Genomic DNA, 15392 nt, shown 5'->3' on the forward strand with positions numbered 1-15392 from the left:
GTTCGCCCAGGGCGTCAGCGGGTCACGAGTAGACGTGCGGCGCGAGGGTCCCGATGAAGGGCAGGTTGCGGTACTTCTCGGCGTAGTCGAGGCCGTAGCCGACGACGAACTCGTTCGGGATGTCGAAGCCGACGTACTTGACGTCCACGTCCACCTTGGCAGCCTCCGGCTTGCGCAGCATGGTCGCGATCTCCACCGTCTCCGGCCCGCGGGAGCGCAGGTTCTGCACCAGCCAGGACAGCGTGAGGCCGGAGTCGATGATGTCCTCGGCGATGAGGACGTTGCGGCCGGACAGGTCCGAGTCGAGGTCCTTGAGGATGCGGACGACGCCGGAGGACTTGGTGCCGGACCCGTAGGACGAGACCGCCATCCAGTCCATCTCGATTCGGTGGTGCAGGCGGCGCGAGAGGTCGGCCATCACCATCACGGCGCCCTTGAGGACACCGACCAGCAGCAGGTCCTTGCCCGCGTAGTCCGCGTCGATCTGGGCGGCCATCTCGTCGAGGCGCCCTCCGAGCTCGGCCTCGGTGTGCAGGATGTGGGCGATGTCGCCGGAGACGTCCGACTGGTCCACGAGGTCACTCCTCCTCAGACGTGGCAAGGGGGTGCGTGCCGGGCGGGGCCGGTCGCAGGGACAGCCTGCCACACGCTCGCCCGGCGCGTGCGTCACCCGGCAGGTGCACCTGCCCCTGCCCCCGCCACCGGACCACGAGGGCGTCGAGCGCCGCGACGTGACGCGCCGTCGTCGTCCCCGCCGGGCACCCGACCTCCAGCGCCGCGGAGCGCAGGGCACGACGGCGCAGCGCGGGTGGGGCGGCGCCCAGCACCTCCACGTCGAGCAGCACCTCTCCCGAGCCTCCGGCACCGGCCGCCCCGGCGGGGGCGTCGAGGGGCGGACGGGTGCGACGCGCACGCTCCAGCAGCTCCGCGGCCAGCGCGTCGAGCAGGTCCGCGTCGTCCCGCAGCAGATCGGCGCTGCGCGCCAACGCCTCGCCGACCCCCGGGCCCAGCACCTCCACCAGCGCGGGCAGCAGCCGTCCGCGCACCTGCGAGCGCAACGGCGACGGGGCGCCGCCGTCGGGGCCGTCGGTGGCCTCGTTGGTGGGGTCGTGCCACGGCTCGAGACCGACGGCGGCGCACACCGCCGCCGTCTGCACCCGTCCCAGACCGAGCAGGGGGCGTCGCCACGGCCCCCGGCGTCGCGGCATGCCGGCGAGCGACCGGGCACCGCTGCCCCGCGCCAGCCCCAGCAGCACCTGCTCGGCCTGGTCGTCCCGGGTGTGGCCCAGCAGCACGGCCCGCGCTCCCGTCTCCCGCGCCACGGCCTCCAGCGCCGCGTAGCGCGCCGTCCGCGCGGCGGCCTCGGGACCGTCGCCCGACGCCGTCACGTCGACCGACCGCACCAGCACCGGGTCGAGGCCCAGGTCGCGGCACTGCCGCGCGGCCCGTGCCGCGACGTCGTCGGACCCGGCCTGCATCCCGTGGTCGACGACGACGGCACCCGCCCGCACGGCATGTCCGCGGGAGCGCACGGAACGGCCGACCCGCCGCGACTCCGTGGCCACGGCCGCCGCGAGCGCCAGCGAGTCGGGTCCGCCGGAGCACGCGACGAGCACCAGGTCCTGCGGGCCGAGGTCGGCGATCTCGCCGCGGACCGCCAGCCGGGCGGCGGCCAGCGCCGGGTCGATCCGCGCCACGTGCGCCTCCGTCTCAGACTGCTGTCGCGGCCCCGCCCGGTGGCGGGGTCACGGTCCGGCACCCGGTCAGCCGTGGACCCGGCGGACCCAGGCTCTGGCGTCGGCGATCTCCCGGGCGGTGGGCAGGTTCTCCGGTGCGGCCCACACGGCGTTCAGTCCGTCGCGCCCGACCTCCCCCTCGACGGCACGCACGAACGCCGCGCCGTCCCGGTACTGCGCGAGCTTGGCGTCCATGCCGAGCAGACGCCGCAGCACGACGTCCGCCCGCGGGGCGCCCTCGCCGTCGCGTCGCGCCTCGAACCGTGCCCGGATCGTGCGCACGGACGGCACCACGCGGCGGCCGACGGCGTCCATCATGACGTCGGCGTGCCCTTCCAGCAGGGCCATCACCGCGGTGATCTCGGCGAGCTCCCGCTTCTGCTCGGGCCCGACGACCTGGTCGAGCGGGGTGGTGAGGTCGCCCCGGACGGCGTCGAGGAGCGTGCGGCCCACCAGCGCCACCTTCTCCCGCAGGGGGGCGCGGGCCATGCCGAGCGAGGTGCTGGTGACGGCGCCGAGCAGGGCGGACAGCCGGCCGGCGAGGTGGTCGGCCAGCCACGGCGCCGCCGCGAACTGCATCGCGTGGGTCTGCTCGTGCAGGCAGACCCACAGCCGGAAGTCGCGGGGGTCGAGCCGCAGCGCACGCTCGGCGGCGAGCACGTTGGGGGCGACCAGGAGCAGGACCGGCCGCCCGGGTCCGTACGGGTCGAACTGGCCGAGGACCTTGCCGGACAGCAGCGCGAGCAGCCCGCCGATCTCCGCGGCGCCCGCGAGCCGGGCGGCGGCCGACTCGGCCGGCCGCGCCGGCGGGTCGAGCCCGGCCAGCACGGGGTCCACGAGGGCGGACATGGACCGCGTGTTGGCGTGCGCCCAGGTGGCGCGGTCGACGACGCGCACGTCGCCCAGGTCGGGGCGGCCGACCCGGACCCGGCGCGTGAAACGACCGGTGGCGTCCCGCTGGCGCACCACGGATCCCGCAGGACGCATCCGGGTGACCCGCTGGACGTGCGGGACGGCGTCGTCGGCGGCGGCGCGCAGCCCTCCCACGAGGTCGTCGAGCTCGGTGCGCGAAGCCACCGGCCCGGGCCGGGCCACGCGGCGGGCGATCTGGGCGGCGGTCGGCCAGTCGACGAGGTCGGCGCTCGAGGTGGTCACGGAACCACCGTAGCGGCGTCCGTCGGCCCCGCGGGTCGGCGACGTCCGGGGCCGGCGGCGGGAGACGCCCTCAGGGACCGTCGGCGGTGCAGCCGCACTCCGCGAGCTCCCCGACGAAGTCGTCGAAGATGAAGTTCGCGCCGTACGACTGCCCTTCGGGGATGCGGTCGGCGACCACGGTGAACAGCAGCAGTCGGTCGTCGGCGGTGACGACGGTGCCGGCCAGCCCGCGGGTGTCCGGCAGGGATCCCGTCTTGGCACCGGCGTAGCCGCGGGCCGGGTTGTCCTGCGGGTAGCGATCGGCCAACGTGCCTTCCATCCCGGCGATCGGCAGGCCGGTCAGGACCTCGCGCAGGGCGGGTTCGCGGGAGGCGACCTCCAGGGTGCCCACGAGCTGGCGCGCCGACAGCAGCGAGCCGACGCCGAGCCCGGAGAGGTCCGTGAGCTGCGCGCGTGCCAGGTCGACGCCCTGGTCCTCGACGACGGCCGTCACCTCGCTGATCGCCGCCGCGGCCGAGCCGGGCAGCCCGGCGTCGATCGCGACCAGCCGGCCGACGACCTCGGTCAGCGTGTTGTCGGACTCCTCGAGCAGGTAACTGACGATCTCGCCCAGCGGTGCGGAGTCCACCCGCCCGATCTCCCGCGCCGACGACGGCGCCTCCTGGCGCACGATGCTCCCGGAGACCTCGATGCCGCGGTCCTCCAGCGCGTCGGCGAACTCCCGGGCGGCGGCCATCGCCGGGTCCGCCTCGCGGTGGGCGTACTTGTCGTCGGTGAGGCGTGCGACGTCGACGGCCAGCGCGGCCACGGGGGCGACGTACCCGTCGGCGACATCGGCGTCGCGGACCGACGGCGCGACGTCGGGCCCCGTGAACAACGTGTCGTCCAGCGCCAGGGAGACGGTGTCCGTGGTGAGGCCGATCTCGGCCACGACCTGGTCCGCCAGCTCGCCCAGGCCCGCGCGACCGTTGACCGAGCCCGGGTCGCCGTCCCCGGCGGCGAGCATCATGTCGCCCCCGCCGACCAGGACGACCTGCGAGTCGCCCTGCAACATCGCACGGGTGGGCAGGGTGACCTCGCCGCCCGGTCCGGCGTACGCGGCGACGGCGGTGAGGATCTTCTGCGTGGAGGCCGGGGTCAGGAGGCGGTTCGGTGCGGCGCCACCCAGCTCCTCGCCCGTGTCGGCGTCGGTGACCAGCGCGCCGACGCGCTTGCCGAGACGCTTGTCGGCGGCCAGCTCGTCGACGAGGTCCGTGACCGCGGCCGCGTCGGGTACCGCAGCCTTCGGGCTGAGGGCGGGGACGGCGACCTCGGGGCTGGGCCCGGGCGTCGCCCCGACGGGGGTGGGGAAGGGTGCCGGGGACTCGTGCGGCGGAGCGAACGTGACCATGCCGGGTACGACGTCGTACGCGTCGGCCACGAGATAGCCGCCGAAGAGCGCGATCGCCGTCGTGACGGTGGCGCCGACACCGAGCCGCCACCCCATCCGGTCCTCCCCGATCTCGTGAACCTGGTCACAAGCAGGCTCTCCTGGCCGTATTCTCGCACGTCCGCCCGGATCGGCCCGACCGCCGCACCGGGTTCGAACCCGCCCCGCATGGCACACTTGGGGTGCGCTTACGCACCACGAGTGGAGGAACAGTGGAGTTCGACGTCACCATCGAGATCCCGAAGGGTCAGCGGAACAAGTACGAGGTGGACCACGAGACCGGTCGCATCCGTCTGGACCGCATGCTCTTCACCTCGACGCGGTACCCGGACGACTACGGGTTCATCGAGGGCACCCTCGGCGAGGACGGCGACCCGCTGGACGCGATGGTGCTGCTCGAGGAGCCCACGTTCCCCGGCTGCCTCATCAAGTGCCGCGCGCTGGGCATGTTCCGCATGCGCGACGAGGCCGGCGGTGACGACAAGGTGCTGTGCGTGCCCACGGGCGACCAGCGCGCCGCGTGGCGCCAGGACATCGACGACGTCTCGGACTTCCACCGCCTGGAGATCCAGCACTTCTTCGAGGTCTACAAGGATCTGGAACCCGGCAAGTCGGTCGAGGGTGCGCACTGGGTCGGCCGCGAGGAGGCCCAGCAGGAGATCGAGCGGTCCTTCCAGCGCGCCAAGGACACGGGCTACAACACCCACTGAGCCAGGACGCCGTCGACGGCCCGCACCCTGGACGGGGTGCGGGCCGCGCGCGTCTCAGGGCGTGGATCACCCCTTCCGCATCCCGGGAATCCGCTCGTACGGTCGACCCATGACCGACACGCCCCGCTGGTCCTTCTCGACCCGCCAGATCCACGCCGGGCAGTCGCCCGACCCCACCACGGGCGCTCGCGCCCTGCCGATCTTCCAGACCACGTCCTACGTGTTCCCCGATGCCGACACCGCCGCGAAGCGGTTCGCTCTGGCCGAGCTCGGCCCCATCTACACGCGGATCAACAACCCGACCCAGGAGGTCGTGGAGAACCGCATCGCGGACCTGGAGGGTGGCGTCGGCGCGCTGCTGGTCGCCTCCGGCCAGGCCGCCGAGACGTTCGCGATCCTCAACGTCGCCGACGCCGGGGACCACGTCGTGGCCAGCTCCAGCCTCTACGGCGGCACGTACAACCTCCTGAAGCACACCCTGCCGCGGCTCGGCATCACCACCACGTTCGTCGACGACGCCCACGACGCCGACGCGTGGCGCGCGGCGGTCCAGGACAACACCAAGGCGTTCTTCGCCGAGACGATCCCCAACCCGAAGGGCGACTTCCTCGACATCGCACTGGTCGCCGACGCCGCCCACGCCGCCGGGGTCCCGCTGATCGTGGACAACACGGTGGCCACCCCCTACCTGGTGCGCCCGATCGAGCACGGCGCCGACGTCGTCGTCCACTCGGCGACGAAGTACCTGGGCGGGCACGGCACGTCCGTGGCCGGCGTGATCGTCGACTCGGGGAACTTCGACTACGCCCGGTACCCGGAGCGCTTCGTGGGGTTCAACACCCCGGACCCCACCTACAACGGGATCGTCTACGCCCGCGACCTGGGCGTCGACGGGATCCTCGGGGCCAACCTGGCCTACGTGCTCAAGGCCCGGGTGCAGCTCCTGCGCGACCTGGGCTCCGCGCTGTCCCCGTTCAACGCGTTCCAGATCTCCCAGGGCATCGAGACGCTGTCCCTGCGCGTCGAGCGGCACGTGGACAACGCCCAGCGGGTGGCCGAGTGGCTGGAGGCCCGCGACGACGTCCGCACGGTGCACTACGCCGGCCTGGAGTCCAGCCCCTGGCACGCCGTCCAGCAGCGGTACGCGCCCCGCGGTGCGGGTGCGGTGCTGGCGTTCGAGCTCGACGGCGGGGCGGCCGCGGGGCAGGCGTTCGTCTCGGCGCTGCGGCTCCACTCGAACGTGGCGAACATCGGGGACGTCCGGTCCCTGGTGATCCACCCGGCCTCGACGACGCACAGCCAGCTCACGCCGGCCGAGCAGGCGAAGTCCGGCGTCACGCCCGGGCTGGTGCGCCTCGCCGTCGGCATCGAGGACGTCGAGGACCTCCTGGCCGACCTCGAGCTGGGCTTCACCGCGGCCAAGGCCACGCTCGAGGGGTGAGACCACCCGGGCGAGACGTCGTCTCCCCGGCGCCGACGACGGCGGGTGGCCCCGCCGTCGTCGGCCTACGGTGGGTCCATGCTCACCACCGTGATCCACGACGCCCGTGACGTCCGCGCCGAGGAGCGCCCCGACCCCGTCCTGCTGACCGAGCACGACGCCGTGCTGCGGGTGGTCGCCTCCTGCGTGTGCGGGTCGGACCTGTGGCCGTACCGGGGCGTGACGCCGACGAAGCGCGCCCACCCGATCGGGCACGAGCTGGTCGGGGTCGTCGAGGAGGTCGGGTCCGCCGTCACCTCGGTCGCGCCCGGGGACTTCGTGGTCGCGCCCTTCACGCTGAGTTGCGGGGAGTGCCAGTCCTGCCGGGCCGGGTTCACCTCGGCGTGCGACCTCGTCACGGGGTTCGGCTCCACCGACCGCGACGGCCACCCGGTGGACGGGGCGCAGAGCTCACGCGTGCGCGTCCCGCTGGCGCAGCACTCCCTGCTGCCGGTGGGCCGGGACGAGGCCGACCTCGAGGCGGCGGGGCTCGTACCGCACCTGCTGACCCTGGCGGACGTCATGTCCACCGGGCACCACGCCGCCGTCTCGGCGAGCGTGGGGCCGGGCGACACGGTGGCCGTCGTGGGCGACGGCGCCGTCGGGCTGTGCGGCGTGATCGCGGCGCGCCGGCTCGGTGCCGACCGGGTCGTGGCGTTCTCGCGCCACCCGGACCGCTCCGCCCTGGCCCGCGAGCTCGGCGCGACCGACGTCGTCGCCGAGCGCGGCGACGACGGGGTGGCCGCGCTGCGCGAGCTCCTGGGTGGCGACCTGGCTGACGCCGCGCTGGAGTGCGTCGGCACCGAGGAGTCCATGGCCCAGGCGCTCGGATCGGTGCGCGGCGGCGGGCGCGTCGGGTTCGTGGGGGTGCCGCACGGCGGTTCGCAGCTGCCGATCCGCCAGCTCTTCGGCCGCAACATCACCGTGGGCGGCGGGATGGCTCCGGCCCGGGACCACATGGCCGAGCTCCTCGACGACGTGCTCTCGGGCACCATCGAGCCCGGCAGGGTGTTCGACGTCGAGATGCCGCTGGCCGACGTCGCCGAGGCGTACGCCGCGATGGACGAGCGCCGGGCCACGAAGGTGCTGCTGCGTCCCTGAGGCCCGGACCGCGGCCTCAGGCCGCAGGGGCACGACGATGGATCGCCAGGTCGTCGCGGCCCGGTGCGTGCTCGTCGAGCAGCTGCCGGTCCGCGTCGTAGTCCTCGAGCAGACGCCGGTACGGCAGCGGCTCGTCGGTGTCCAGGGTCTCGAACCGGCGGCGCACGCGCTCCCGGGCGTCCTCGATCCCCGGCCACACCGGGGTGTCGACGCCGAGCAGCGTCAGGGGGGCCAGCGGTGCGATACCCGTGTACCAGAAGACTCCGTGGTTGATCGGGAACAGCAGGTCCTCGATGTGGCCGTTCACGCCCCGTGGGCCGAACGCCTCCGGCCGGTCCCCCGCGGTCGTGACGACCAGCCCCCGCTTCCCGACGAAGGCGCCGTCGCCGTACTTGCGGGGGTTGCCGCGGGCGTCGCGCAGCCCGTAGGCGAACCCCTCAGTGAAGACGCGGTCGACCCAGCCCTTGAGGATCGCCGGCATCCCCGCCCACCACAACGGGAAGGCGAGGACCACGACGTCCGCCTTCCGGAGCAGGTCCTGGTGCCGACGCACCTCCGGCGCGAGCACGCCGGACGTCGCGGCCGCGCGGGCGTGGGTGCCGACCGGTGCGGACAGGACGTCCACCCCGTAGTCGGAGGGCCGGACGGCGGGCTGCCAGGCGAGCCGGGCGAGGTCGAGAAGGTCGACCTCGTGGCCCCGGGCCCGGAGCGTCACCTCGGCGGTGTGCGCGAGGTCTGCGGTCAGCGAGGTGGCCGAGGGAGCGGCGGAGACGAGGAGTGTGCGCATGCTGCCACGGTAGGGTCAACATCCCGCGACCGGTAGTACGGTCATTTGTGTCACCAAGCGACAGCAAGGAAAGCGAGGAGCCGGTGCGCGACAAGGTGCGGCACGCCGTCGAGGTGTGCCCGATCGAGGTGGGCGTCGCCGTGGCCGGCGGGGACTGGAAGCTCACCGCCGTGTCGAAGCTCGAACCGGGCCCCTTGCGCTTCGGCGAGCTGCAGCGGGCTGTCGGACCCGTCTCGGCCAAGACGCTGACCCGGCAGCTGCGCGCGCTGGAGGTCGACGGGATCGTCGTGCGGACGGTGTACCCCGAGGTTCCGCCCCGGGTGACCTACGAGCTCACCGAGGCCGGCCGCGAGCTCGCGACCGTCGCCGCCCAGCTCGGCCGCTGGGGCGAGAGGTACCTGGCGTCGCGCTGAACCGCCGTCGGCAGCGCGACACGGTCTCACAATGTGGTCCCGCATGATGAGATCCGGTGTGCGCCACGCGCCGGCCGGGTTACCGTCGATCCATGACCCGTCGAATGCGCAGCTGACCACCGCGCACCTTCGCCTGCCTGCGGCCCTCCGCACGGCACAGACGCCGCGTGCGCGCCCACCGACCGCACCCGCAGGAGTCCCGCAGCCAGGAGAGACGATGACCTCGACGCCGATCAGCACCCCGAGGACCGGCACCGCGCTACCGCCGCCCCGCGGCGCGCGCCGGACACCGACCACCCCGGTACCGGCGTCGGGTGCCTGGCGTGAGGGCGACCCCGTGGCGGACCGTCGGTTCCACGACGTCGGCACGTTCGACCTCGAGGGCGGCGGCCGCATCCCGGACGTCCGCGTCGCCTACGAGACCTACGGCGAGCTCGCGCCGGACGGCTCGAACGCCGTCCTCGTGCTGCACGCGCTGACGGGGGACGCCCACGTGCGCGGCCCGGCCGGACCCGGGCAGAGCACGGCGGGCTGGTGGGAACCGATGATCGGACCGGGCGCCCCTCTCGACACCGACCGCTACCACGTCGTCGTGCCCAACGTGCTGGGCGGGTGCCAGGGCACCACCGGCCCCGCCTCCACCGCGCCCGACGGCCACCCGTGGGGCGGCCGGTTCCCCCGCATCACCACCCGCGACCAGGTCGCCGTCGAGATCGAGCTCGCCCGCCTGCTCGGGATCACCTCGTGGGCGTGCGTCGTCGGGGCGTCGATGGGCGGGATGCGCGTGCTGGAGTGGGCCGTGCTGGGCCCCGAGGCCGGCATCGAGGTGCGCTCCCTCGCCGCGATCGCCACGACCGTGCAGTCCTCCGGCGACCAGATCGCGTGGGCCCACCCCCAGGTCAGCGCGATCCGCGCCGACCCGCGCTGGAACGGCGGCGACTACTACGACGCCCCCGACGGCGAGGGACCCCACGCCGGCCTGGCCATCGCCCGGCAGATCGCGCACACCACGTACCGCACCGCCGTCGAGCTCGACGAACGGTTCGGCCGGCTGCCCCAGGGCGGGGAGGACCCGCTGACCGACGGCCGGTTCGCCGTGCAGTCCTACCTCGACCACCACGGGGACAAGCTGGCACGACGGTTCGACGCCAACTCCTACCTGCGCCTCACCGAGACCATGATGAGCCACGACCTCGGCCGGGACCGCGGCGGCGCGGAGGCGGCGCTGGCGCAGATCACCGCCCGCGCGCTCGTGGTGGCGGTCGACTCGGACCGGCTGTTCCCGCCCGCGCAGTCCGCACGGATCGCGGCCGGCCTGCCGCACGCCGACGCGCTGCAGATGATCACGTCGGACTTCGGGCACGACGGGTTCCTGCTCGAGTTCGACCAGATCGGCCCGATGCTGCGGGACTTCCTCGCCGACGCCGACCGGCTCTCGCCCCGGTAGCGCGCGCGGGTCCCCGCGCCTCTGTCTACCGTGGATCCGGACGCCGGCACCGGCGCCCTCGGATCCCGCGCAGGAGGTCACGATGGCCCGGCTCAACCCCTACCTCAGCTTCCGGACCGGGGCCCGCGAGGCCCTGGAGCACTACCGGACCGTGCTCGGTGGTGAGCTCGACATCAGCACGTTCGGCTCGATGCCCGGCATGAGCAACGACCCTGCCGAGCAGGAGCTCGTCATGCACGGCCAGCTCACCACGCCCGGTGGGCTCACCCTCATGGCCTCCGACACGCCGTCGTCCATGCCGTACGTGGCGCCGACCGCGGGCGTCACCGTGGCCCTGACCGGCGGTCCCGAGGACCTGGAGTACGTGCGCGGCGTCGTCGAGCAGCTCGCCGACGGCGCCACGGACGTGCTGCCGTTCGAGCTCGCCCCGTGGGGCGACCACTACGGTCAGCTCACCGACCGGTTCGGCATCACCTGGATGTTCGACGTCGGCACGGAGCAGCCGTAGCGCAGGCCACCCCGTACGTTGGGACCATGCTCGCTGCCACCGTCGCCCGCTTCTCCCCCGACTCCCCGCTCGACGGCCTGGAGGTCACCGACCGCCCGGCGCCCGAGGAACGCGAGCACTGGACGGTCGTGGACGTCCGCGCCGCCGCGCTCAACCACCACGACCTGTGGTCGCTGCGCGGGGTGGGCCTGAGCGCCGAACAGCTCCCGATGATCCTGGGCACCGACGCGGCCGGGGTGGCACCGGACGGCACCGAGGTGGTGCTGCACGGCGTGATCGGCGCGGACGGCCACGGCGTCGGGCCCCACGAACGCCGTACGCTGCTGAGCGAGAAGTACCCGGGCACGCTCGCGGAGCAGGTCGCGGTGCCGACGGCCAACCTCGTGCCCAAGCCCGCCGAGCTGTCCTTCACCGAGGCGGCCTGCCTGCCGACGGCCTGGCTGACGGCCTACCGCATGCTCTTCGGCGCGGCCGCGCTGCGTCCGGGCGACCGGGTGCTGGTGCAGGGCGTGGGGGGCGGGGTCGCCTCGGCCGCGATCACGCTCGGCGCGGCCGCAGGCCTGGAGGTCACGGCGACGTCGCGCGACGCCGCCAAGCGGGACCGGGCGATCGAGCTCGGCGCGGCCCACGCCGTCGAGCCCGGCGACCGGCTGCCGGGCCGGGTGGACGCCGTCGTGGAGTCGGTCGGCCGGGCGACGTGGGGGCACTCGGTCCGGTCGGTGCGCCCGGGCGGCACGATCGTGGTGTGCGGGGCCACCAGCGGGGACGCGCCGTCCGCCGAGCTGACGCGGGTCTTCTTCCACGAGATCCGGATCCAGGGCGTCACGATGGGCTCGCGCGAGGACCTGACGGCGCTGCTGCGGTTCTGCGCCCGCACCGGCGTGCGGCCGGTGGTGGACTCCGAGGTGTCGCTGTCCGACGTCGGCACCGGGCTCGCGCGACTGGCGGCCGGCGAGCAGACGGGCAAGATCGTCGCCCTGCCCTGACCCCTTTCGTTGTGGGCATGAAAATGACGGCTCGACACCGGTGTCGAGCCGTCATTCTCATGCCCACAACGAAGGGGTGGTCAGGAGAAGCGGGAGCGGTACGCCTCAAGCAGCGTGATGCCGTCCGGCAGGATGCGCCAGACGTTCCAGCCGTCGTCCGTGGGCGTGCCGCTGGCCGCGGTCGCCGCACGGTCCGGGTGCTGGAACCGGGAGCCGTCGGCCAGCTCGATGAACCCCTCGGGATGCAGCACCGCCTCGAACCGCTGCCCGCGCCGTGGCCGCACCCACTCCAACCGGGCGGGCTGCGGGAGCATGCTGGCCAGGGCGATGAGATCGCCGTCCACCTCCTCCTCGGTGTCGACGGGGTACGCCGGCCCGTCGTAGAGGCCGCGCTCCGGCGGCGGGGTGTACGACGGCGCCTCGAGCGGCGGCACCTCGAGGCGCGGCAGGTCGTCGGAGGCGCTCGTCCATCGGCCCGGCGTGTCCCACTGCCGGTCGCTCCCGAGGGACGACCGCCCCCGCTCGCCGAGCGGGTCGTCGTGGAGGTGCGCCGGCGGCTCCCAGGGCTCCGGGTCACGCCGTGCGGACCGGCGCGACCCCAGCGCGGGCGCCGCCACCTGGGCGAAGTCCTCTCCGAGCCCCGGCGTGTCGGTGCTCGCGGCCGACGTGGTGCGTCGCGCGAGCTCGGCCAGGTCGAGGTCCTCGGCCGACGACGCCGAGGCGAAGGCGGCCAGCCCCGGGGACATCGGTGGCGCCTCCTGCGCGGACGTGGCGCGGAACCGGTCGGCGCGGGAGCGGCGGCGCGGGGCCGGCGGCGGCTCGGCGGCGGGACGGGCCGACCCCGCAGCGCTCCCGGTCGACGACGCCGGTCGTTCGGCGGCGGGGGGCGGCGGGACCGGGGCGTGCCGCGTCCGCTCGGCCGGTCGCGCCACCGGCGGGTGCTGCGGGGCCGGCACCGGTGCGCCCGCACGGGAGCCGCCGCCGTCGGACCGCACGGACGGGACCGCCAGGCTGGGCGGCCCGGCCGCGGCGCGTCGCTGTGCCCGGGTGCGGCCCACCGGCGGCTGCTCGGCGGTGTCGCCCGCGCCGCGCGGCACGGGCCGGGCCGCGGGCGCACCCTCCGCCGGGACGGACACCACCGCAGGGTTCTTGCCGGTCAGGGCCATCCCGACCTTCACACCCTCGGCGAAGGACTCCGGCTGCTCGCCGGGGCTCCGCGGGCGCTCCGGCGCCGGCGCCGGCGTGGACGACGGCGTCGCGGCGGCGGCCGGGGCCGAGGTGACCTGCGGGGACGCGGCCCCCGAGGCCGGGTGGATCACCAGCGGCGAGACGTCGACGAAGCGCCGGCCGTCCTGGGTGTGCATCACCCCCATCTTGAGGACCTCGACGGGCATCGTGGGCTGGCGCAGGAAGTCGACGGCGTTGAGGATCTCCTCGCCCGCCTCCTGGCAGATGACGATGAGCCGGGCGCTGGAACGACCCGGCTGGGACCGGGTGATCGGGACCGAGTCGTAGAAGTCGGCGATGTCCCGCTGGAACGCGTTCGCGCCGCCGTGGTACCGCCCGGCCAGGTCCCCACGGGTGAGCCGGCCCGCCCAGCCGGCGTGGTCCAGGGCCTTGGTCAGGGCCGCCTTGTCCAGCTCGGCCACGAGCTCGACGACGACCGGCGAGCCGGTGGCGTCGAGGGCCAGCAGGTGGGGCTCGTCCGGACCGGCGCCCTGCGCCACCGGGAAGATCTGCTCACCCAGGAGCCCGTCGATGTGGGAGTCCACGACGCGGTGCGCCGTGGTGCCGAGCCCGGGCTCGACGGCGCCGGCGGAACGACCGGACTGGACGAGGAGCGGCCTGCTGGCGTCGACCTCGAACAGTGGCATCGCGCTGACTCTCCCCGGCTCCGCACGCGGCCCGTATGGCCACGATCCGCCATAGCCTACGGCGGGGGGCTCAGTGTCGTACAACACCCCAGGTGGGTGACCACTCTCACGTCACAGAACCGGCACACCGGCGAAAGCCGACCGGGGGGAATTCTCCGTCAGGTCAGGCGTGCCCGGTCTGCGACTCGTCCTCGGCCAGCGCCTCCTCGACCCGGCGCACCTTGGCGTCGAGCTGGCCCGTCCGCCCCGGCCGGATGTCCGCCTTGAGGACCAGGGAGACCCGGTGCCCGCCCGTGCCCACGGCCTCGGTGGCGCGCTGGACCACGGGCATGACCTCGTCCCACTCCCCCTCGATCTCGGTGAACATCGAGGTGGTGCGGTTCGGCAGCCCGGACTCCCGCACGATGCGGACCGCCTCGGCGACGGCGGCGGTGACGGACTCGCCCGCGCCGAGCGGGGCGACGGAGAACGCGAAGACGGCCATGGGTCCACTATGCCGCGTCTAGGCTCACGGTGTGAGTACCTCGGTGACGGTCCTGGCCGGTGGCGTCGGTGGCGCCCGTCTGGCGCACGGCTTCGCGCTCGCGCTGCCCGACGGCGGCGCCCCGGCGGGCGGCGGCGGCCTGACCTGCGTGGTCAACGTGGGCGACGACACCGAACGGCACGGGCTGCACGTCTCCCCCGACCTGGACACCGTCATGTACACCCTCGCGCAGCTCAACGACGAGGACCGGGGCTGGGGGCTGACGGGCGAGTCGTACGCCGTGCTGGACCAGCTCGGCCGGCTGGGCGAGGACACGTGGTTCACGCTCGGCGACAAGGACCTGGCCACCCACGTGGTGCGGACCGCCCGGCTGCGCGCCGGCGTCCCCCTGAGCGCGGTGACCGCGTCGCTGGCCGCTTCCCTCGGCGTGCGCGCCCGCCTGCTGCCCGTCACCGACGACGCCGTGCGCACGGCCGTGTCCACGCCGTCGGGCACGCTGGAGTTCCAGGAGTACTTCGTGCGGCACCAGCACGCGGACGAGGTGCTGGACGTGTCGTTCACCGGTGTCGACGCCGCCCGCCCGGCGCCCGGCGTGCTCGACGCCGTCACCGGGGCCGACCTGCTGGTGGTGGCGCCGTCGAACCCGTTCCTGTCGGTGGAGCCGGTGCTCGCGGTGCCCGGCGTGCGCGCGGCCGTCGCGGCCTCGACCGCCCGGCGGGTCGCGGTGAGCCCGATCGTGGGCGGACGCGCGATCAAGGGACCGGCGGCCCAGATCCTGGAGTCGCTGGGCCACGACGTGTCGGCGCTCGGGGTGGCGCGGCTCTACGTCGGTCTGGTCGACGTGCTGGTGATCGACGCGGCCGACGCCGCCCTGGCCGACCCGATCGCCGCGCTGGGGTTCGACGTGGTCGTCACCGACACGATCATGGGCGGCGCCGCCGGGCGGGCGCGGCTCGCGGACGAGCTGCTCGGGCTCGCCGGGCAGCGGTGACGGGCCCGGAGCGCCCGGTCGGCGGGGGGCCGGCCGCGTCCGAGCCGTCGCGGACCCGCCCGGTCACCGCCGTCGTCCCGCTGCGGAACGGGACCTCGGGCAAGTCGCGCCTGGCGGCGGCGCTCGACCCGGAGGCCCGACGGCGGCTCGTCGTCACGCTCGCCCGGCACGTGCTGGGGGAGCTCGCCGCGAGCCCGCACGTGGCGGGGTTGTGCGTGGTGACGGCGGACGTGCCGTTCGTGCACGAGGTGCTGGACGGCGTGCCTGATCTGCGCGGCAGTTCGTCCGCTG

At 74.6% G+C, this 15392-nt stretch carries 15 protein-coding genes; 8 read left to right on the forward strand and 7 right to left on the reverse strand.

All coding sequences use genetic code 11. From position 1 onward, the window contains the following. Window positions 1–22: 22 nt before the first annotated feature. From hpt to dacB, 4 genes are all read right to left on the reverse strand, one after another. Window positions 23–574: a hypoxanthine phosphoribosyltransferase gene (gene hpt / locus ACIQLL_RS14000; RefSeq protein ID WP_402468273.1), complete on the reverse strand. Its 552-nt coding sequence runs from the start codon at window positions 572–574 to the stop codon at window positions 23–25. A 4-nt stretch (window positions 575–578) separates the two neighbouring features. Beyond that, window positions 579–1697 (reverse strand): tRNA lysidine(34) synthetase TilS, encoded by a 1119-nt coding sequence (tilS, locus tag ACIQLL_RS14005; RefSeq protein ID WP_402468275.1) that lies wholly within the window; start codon window positions 1695–1697, stop codon window positions 579–581. A 66-nt stretch (window positions 1698–1763) separates the two neighbouring features. Continuing rightward, a complete protein-coding gene (locus tag ACIQLL_RS14010; RefSeq protein ID WP_402468278.1) occupies window positions 1764–2891 on the reverse strand; it encodes a zinc-dependent metalloprotease in 1128 nt (375 codons plus the stop codon). A 70-nt stretch (window positions 2892–2961) separates the two neighbouring features. Further along, a complete protein-coding gene (gene dacB / locus ACIQLL_RS14015; RefSeq protein ID WP_402468281.1) occupies window positions 2962–4377 on the reverse strand; it encodes a D-alanyl-D-alanine carboxypeptidase/D-alanyl-D-alanine endopeptidase in 1416 nt (471 codons plus the stop codon). Window positions 4378–4532: 155 nt separating this feature from the next. On the opposite strand from dacB, the gene ACIQLL_RS14020 reads away from it, so the two are divergent. The 3 genes from ACIQLL_RS14020 to ACIQLL_RS14030 all read left to right on the forward strand — a co-directional run bounded on the left by ACIQLL_RS14020 (window position 4533) and on the right by ACIQLL_RS14030 (window position 7611). After that, entirely contained in the window at window positions 4533–5030 is a 498-nt protein-coding gene (locus ACIQLL_RS14020) for an inorganic diphosphatase (RefSeq protein ID WP_402468284.1), read from the forward strand. Between the two features lie 109 nt (window positions 5031–5139). Continuing rightward, a complete protein-coding gene (locus ACIQLL_RS14025) occupies window positions 5140–6471 on the forward strand; it encodes a bifunctional o-acetylhomoserine/o-acetylserine sulfhydrylase (protein ID WP_402468287.1) in 1332 nt (443 codons plus the stop codon). A gap of 78 nt (window positions 6472–6549) precedes the next feature. Next, a complete protein-coding gene (locus tag ACIQLL_RS14030; protein ID WP_402468290.1) occupies window positions 6550–7611 on the forward strand; it encodes a zinc-dependent alcohol dehydrogenase family protein in 1062 nt (353 codons plus the stop codon). 16 nt (window positions 7612–7627) lie between these two features. Here ACIQLL_RS14030 and ACIQLL_RS14035 read toward each other — a convergent pair whose 3' ends face one another. Further along, window positions 7628–8398, reverse strand: a complete 771-nt coding sequence (locus tag ACIQLL_RS14035; RefSeq protein WP_402468293.1) for an NAD(P)H-dependent oxidoreductase — start codon at window positions 8396–8398, stop codon at window positions 7628–7630. Between the two features lie 83 nt (window positions 8399–8481). On the opposite strand from ACIQLL_RS14035, the gene ACIQLL_RS14040 reads away from it, so the two are divergent. The 4 genes from ACIQLL_RS14040 (at window position 8482) to ACIQLL_RS14055 (ending at window position 11752) form a co-directional block, all read left to right on the forward strand. Further along, the gene (locus tag ACIQLL_RS14040) at window positions 8482–8811 is read left to right on the forward strand and encodes a winged helix-turn-helix transcriptional regulator (RefSeq protein ID WP_402468295.1); all 330 of its coding nucleotides are present in this window, start codon (window positions 8482–8484) and stop codon (window positions 8809–8811) included. Window positions 8812–9028: 217 nt separating this feature from the next. After that, window positions 9029–10258 carry a homoserine O-acetyltransferase MetX gene (gene metX / locus ACIQLL_RS14045; RefSeq protein WP_402468298.1) on the forward strand — a complete coding sequence of 410 codons (1230 nt, stop codon included), beginning with the start codon at window positions 9029–9031 and terminating at the stop codon, window positions 10256–10258. 82 nt (window positions 10259–10340) lie between these two features. Then, the gene (locus ACIQLL_RS14050; protein WP_402468300.1) at window positions 10341–10766 is read left to right on the forward strand and encodes a VOC family protein; all 426 of its coding nucleotides are present in this window, start codon (window positions 10341–10343) and stop codon (window positions 10764–10766) included. Window positions 10767–10792: 26 nt separating this feature from the next. Continuing rightward, window positions 10793–11752 carry a zinc-binding dehydrogenase gene (locus ACIQLL_RS14055; protein ID WP_402468303.1) on the forward strand — a complete coding sequence of 320 codons (960 nt, stop codon included), beginning with the start codon at window positions 10793–10795 and terminating at the stop codon, window positions 11750–11752. Between the two features lie 80 nt (window positions 11753–11832). On the opposite strand, the gene ACIQLL_RS14060 is transcribed toward ACIQLL_RS14055, so the two are convergent. Together ACIQLL_RS14060 and ACIQLL_RS14065 are read right to left on the reverse strand one after the other, a co-directional pair. Beyond that, window positions 11833–13626, reverse strand: a complete 1794-nt coding sequence (locus tag ACIQLL_RS14060) for a restriction system modified-DNA reader domain-containing protein (protein ID WP_402468305.1) — start codon at window positions 13624–13626, stop codon at window positions 11833–11835. Window positions 13627–13789: 163 nt separating this feature from the next. Next, on the reverse strand, window positions 13790–14110 hold the full coding sequence (locus ACIQLL_RS14065) for an MTH1187 family thiamine-binding protein (protein WP_402468308.1): 321 nt from the start codon (window positions 14108–14110) through the stop codon (window positions 13790–13792). Between the two features lie 31 nt (window positions 14111–14141). On the opposite strand from ACIQLL_RS14065, the gene cofD reads away from it, so the two are divergent. Then, window positions 14142–15101: a 2-phospho-L-lactate transferase gene (gene cofD, locus ACIQLL_RS14070; protein WP_402468310.1), complete on the forward strand. Its 960-nt coding sequence runs from the start codon at window positions 14142–14144 to the stop codon at window positions 15099–15101. Window positions 15102–15392: the final 291 nt, after the last annotated feature.

This window comes from Isoptericola aurantiacus, from assembly GCF_044769875.1.
Taxonomy (GTDB): domain Bacteria; phylum Actinomycetota; class Actinomycetes; order Actinomycetales; family Cellulomonadaceae; genus Isoptericola; species Isoptericola aurantiacus.

Coding starts and splice junctions, on each gene's coding strand:
- ACIQLL_RS14060 (WP_402468305.1), bottom strand. CDS start 13,626: ATGCCACTGTTCGAGGTCGACGCCAGCAGGCCGCTCCTCGTCCAGTCC.
- ACIQLL_RS14035 (WP_402468293.1), bottom strand. CDS start 8,398: ATGCGCACACTCCTCGTCTCCGCCGCTCCCTCGGCCACCTCGCTGACC.
- ACIQLL_RS14030 (WP_402468290.1), top strand. CDS start 6,550: ATGCTCACCACCGTGATCCACGACGCCCGTGACGTCCGCGCCGAGGAG.
- ACIQLL_RS14050 (WP_402468300.1), top strand. CDS start 10,341: ATGGCCCGGCTCAACCCCTACCTCAGCTTCCGGACCGGGGCCCGCGAG.
- ACIQLL_RS14025 (WP_402468287.1), top strand. CDS start 5,140: ATGACCGACACGCCCCGCTGGTCCTTCTCGACCCGCCAGATCCACGCC.
- metX (WP_402468298.1), top strand. CDS start 9,029: ATGACCTCGACGCCGATCAGCACCCCGAGGACCGGCACCGCGCTACCG.
- dacB (WP_402468281.1), bottom strand. CDS start 4,377: ATGGGGTGGCGGCTCGGTGTCGGCGCCACCGTCACGACGGCGATCGCG.
- ACIQLL_RS14065 (WP_402468308.1), bottom strand. CDS start 14,110: ATGGCCGTCTTCGCGTTCTCCGTCGCCCCGCTCGGCGCGGGCGAGTCC.
- ACIQLL_RS14055 (WP_402468303.1), top strand. CDS start 10,793: ATGCTCGCTGCCACCGTCGCCCGCTTCTCCCCCGACTCCCCGCTCGAC.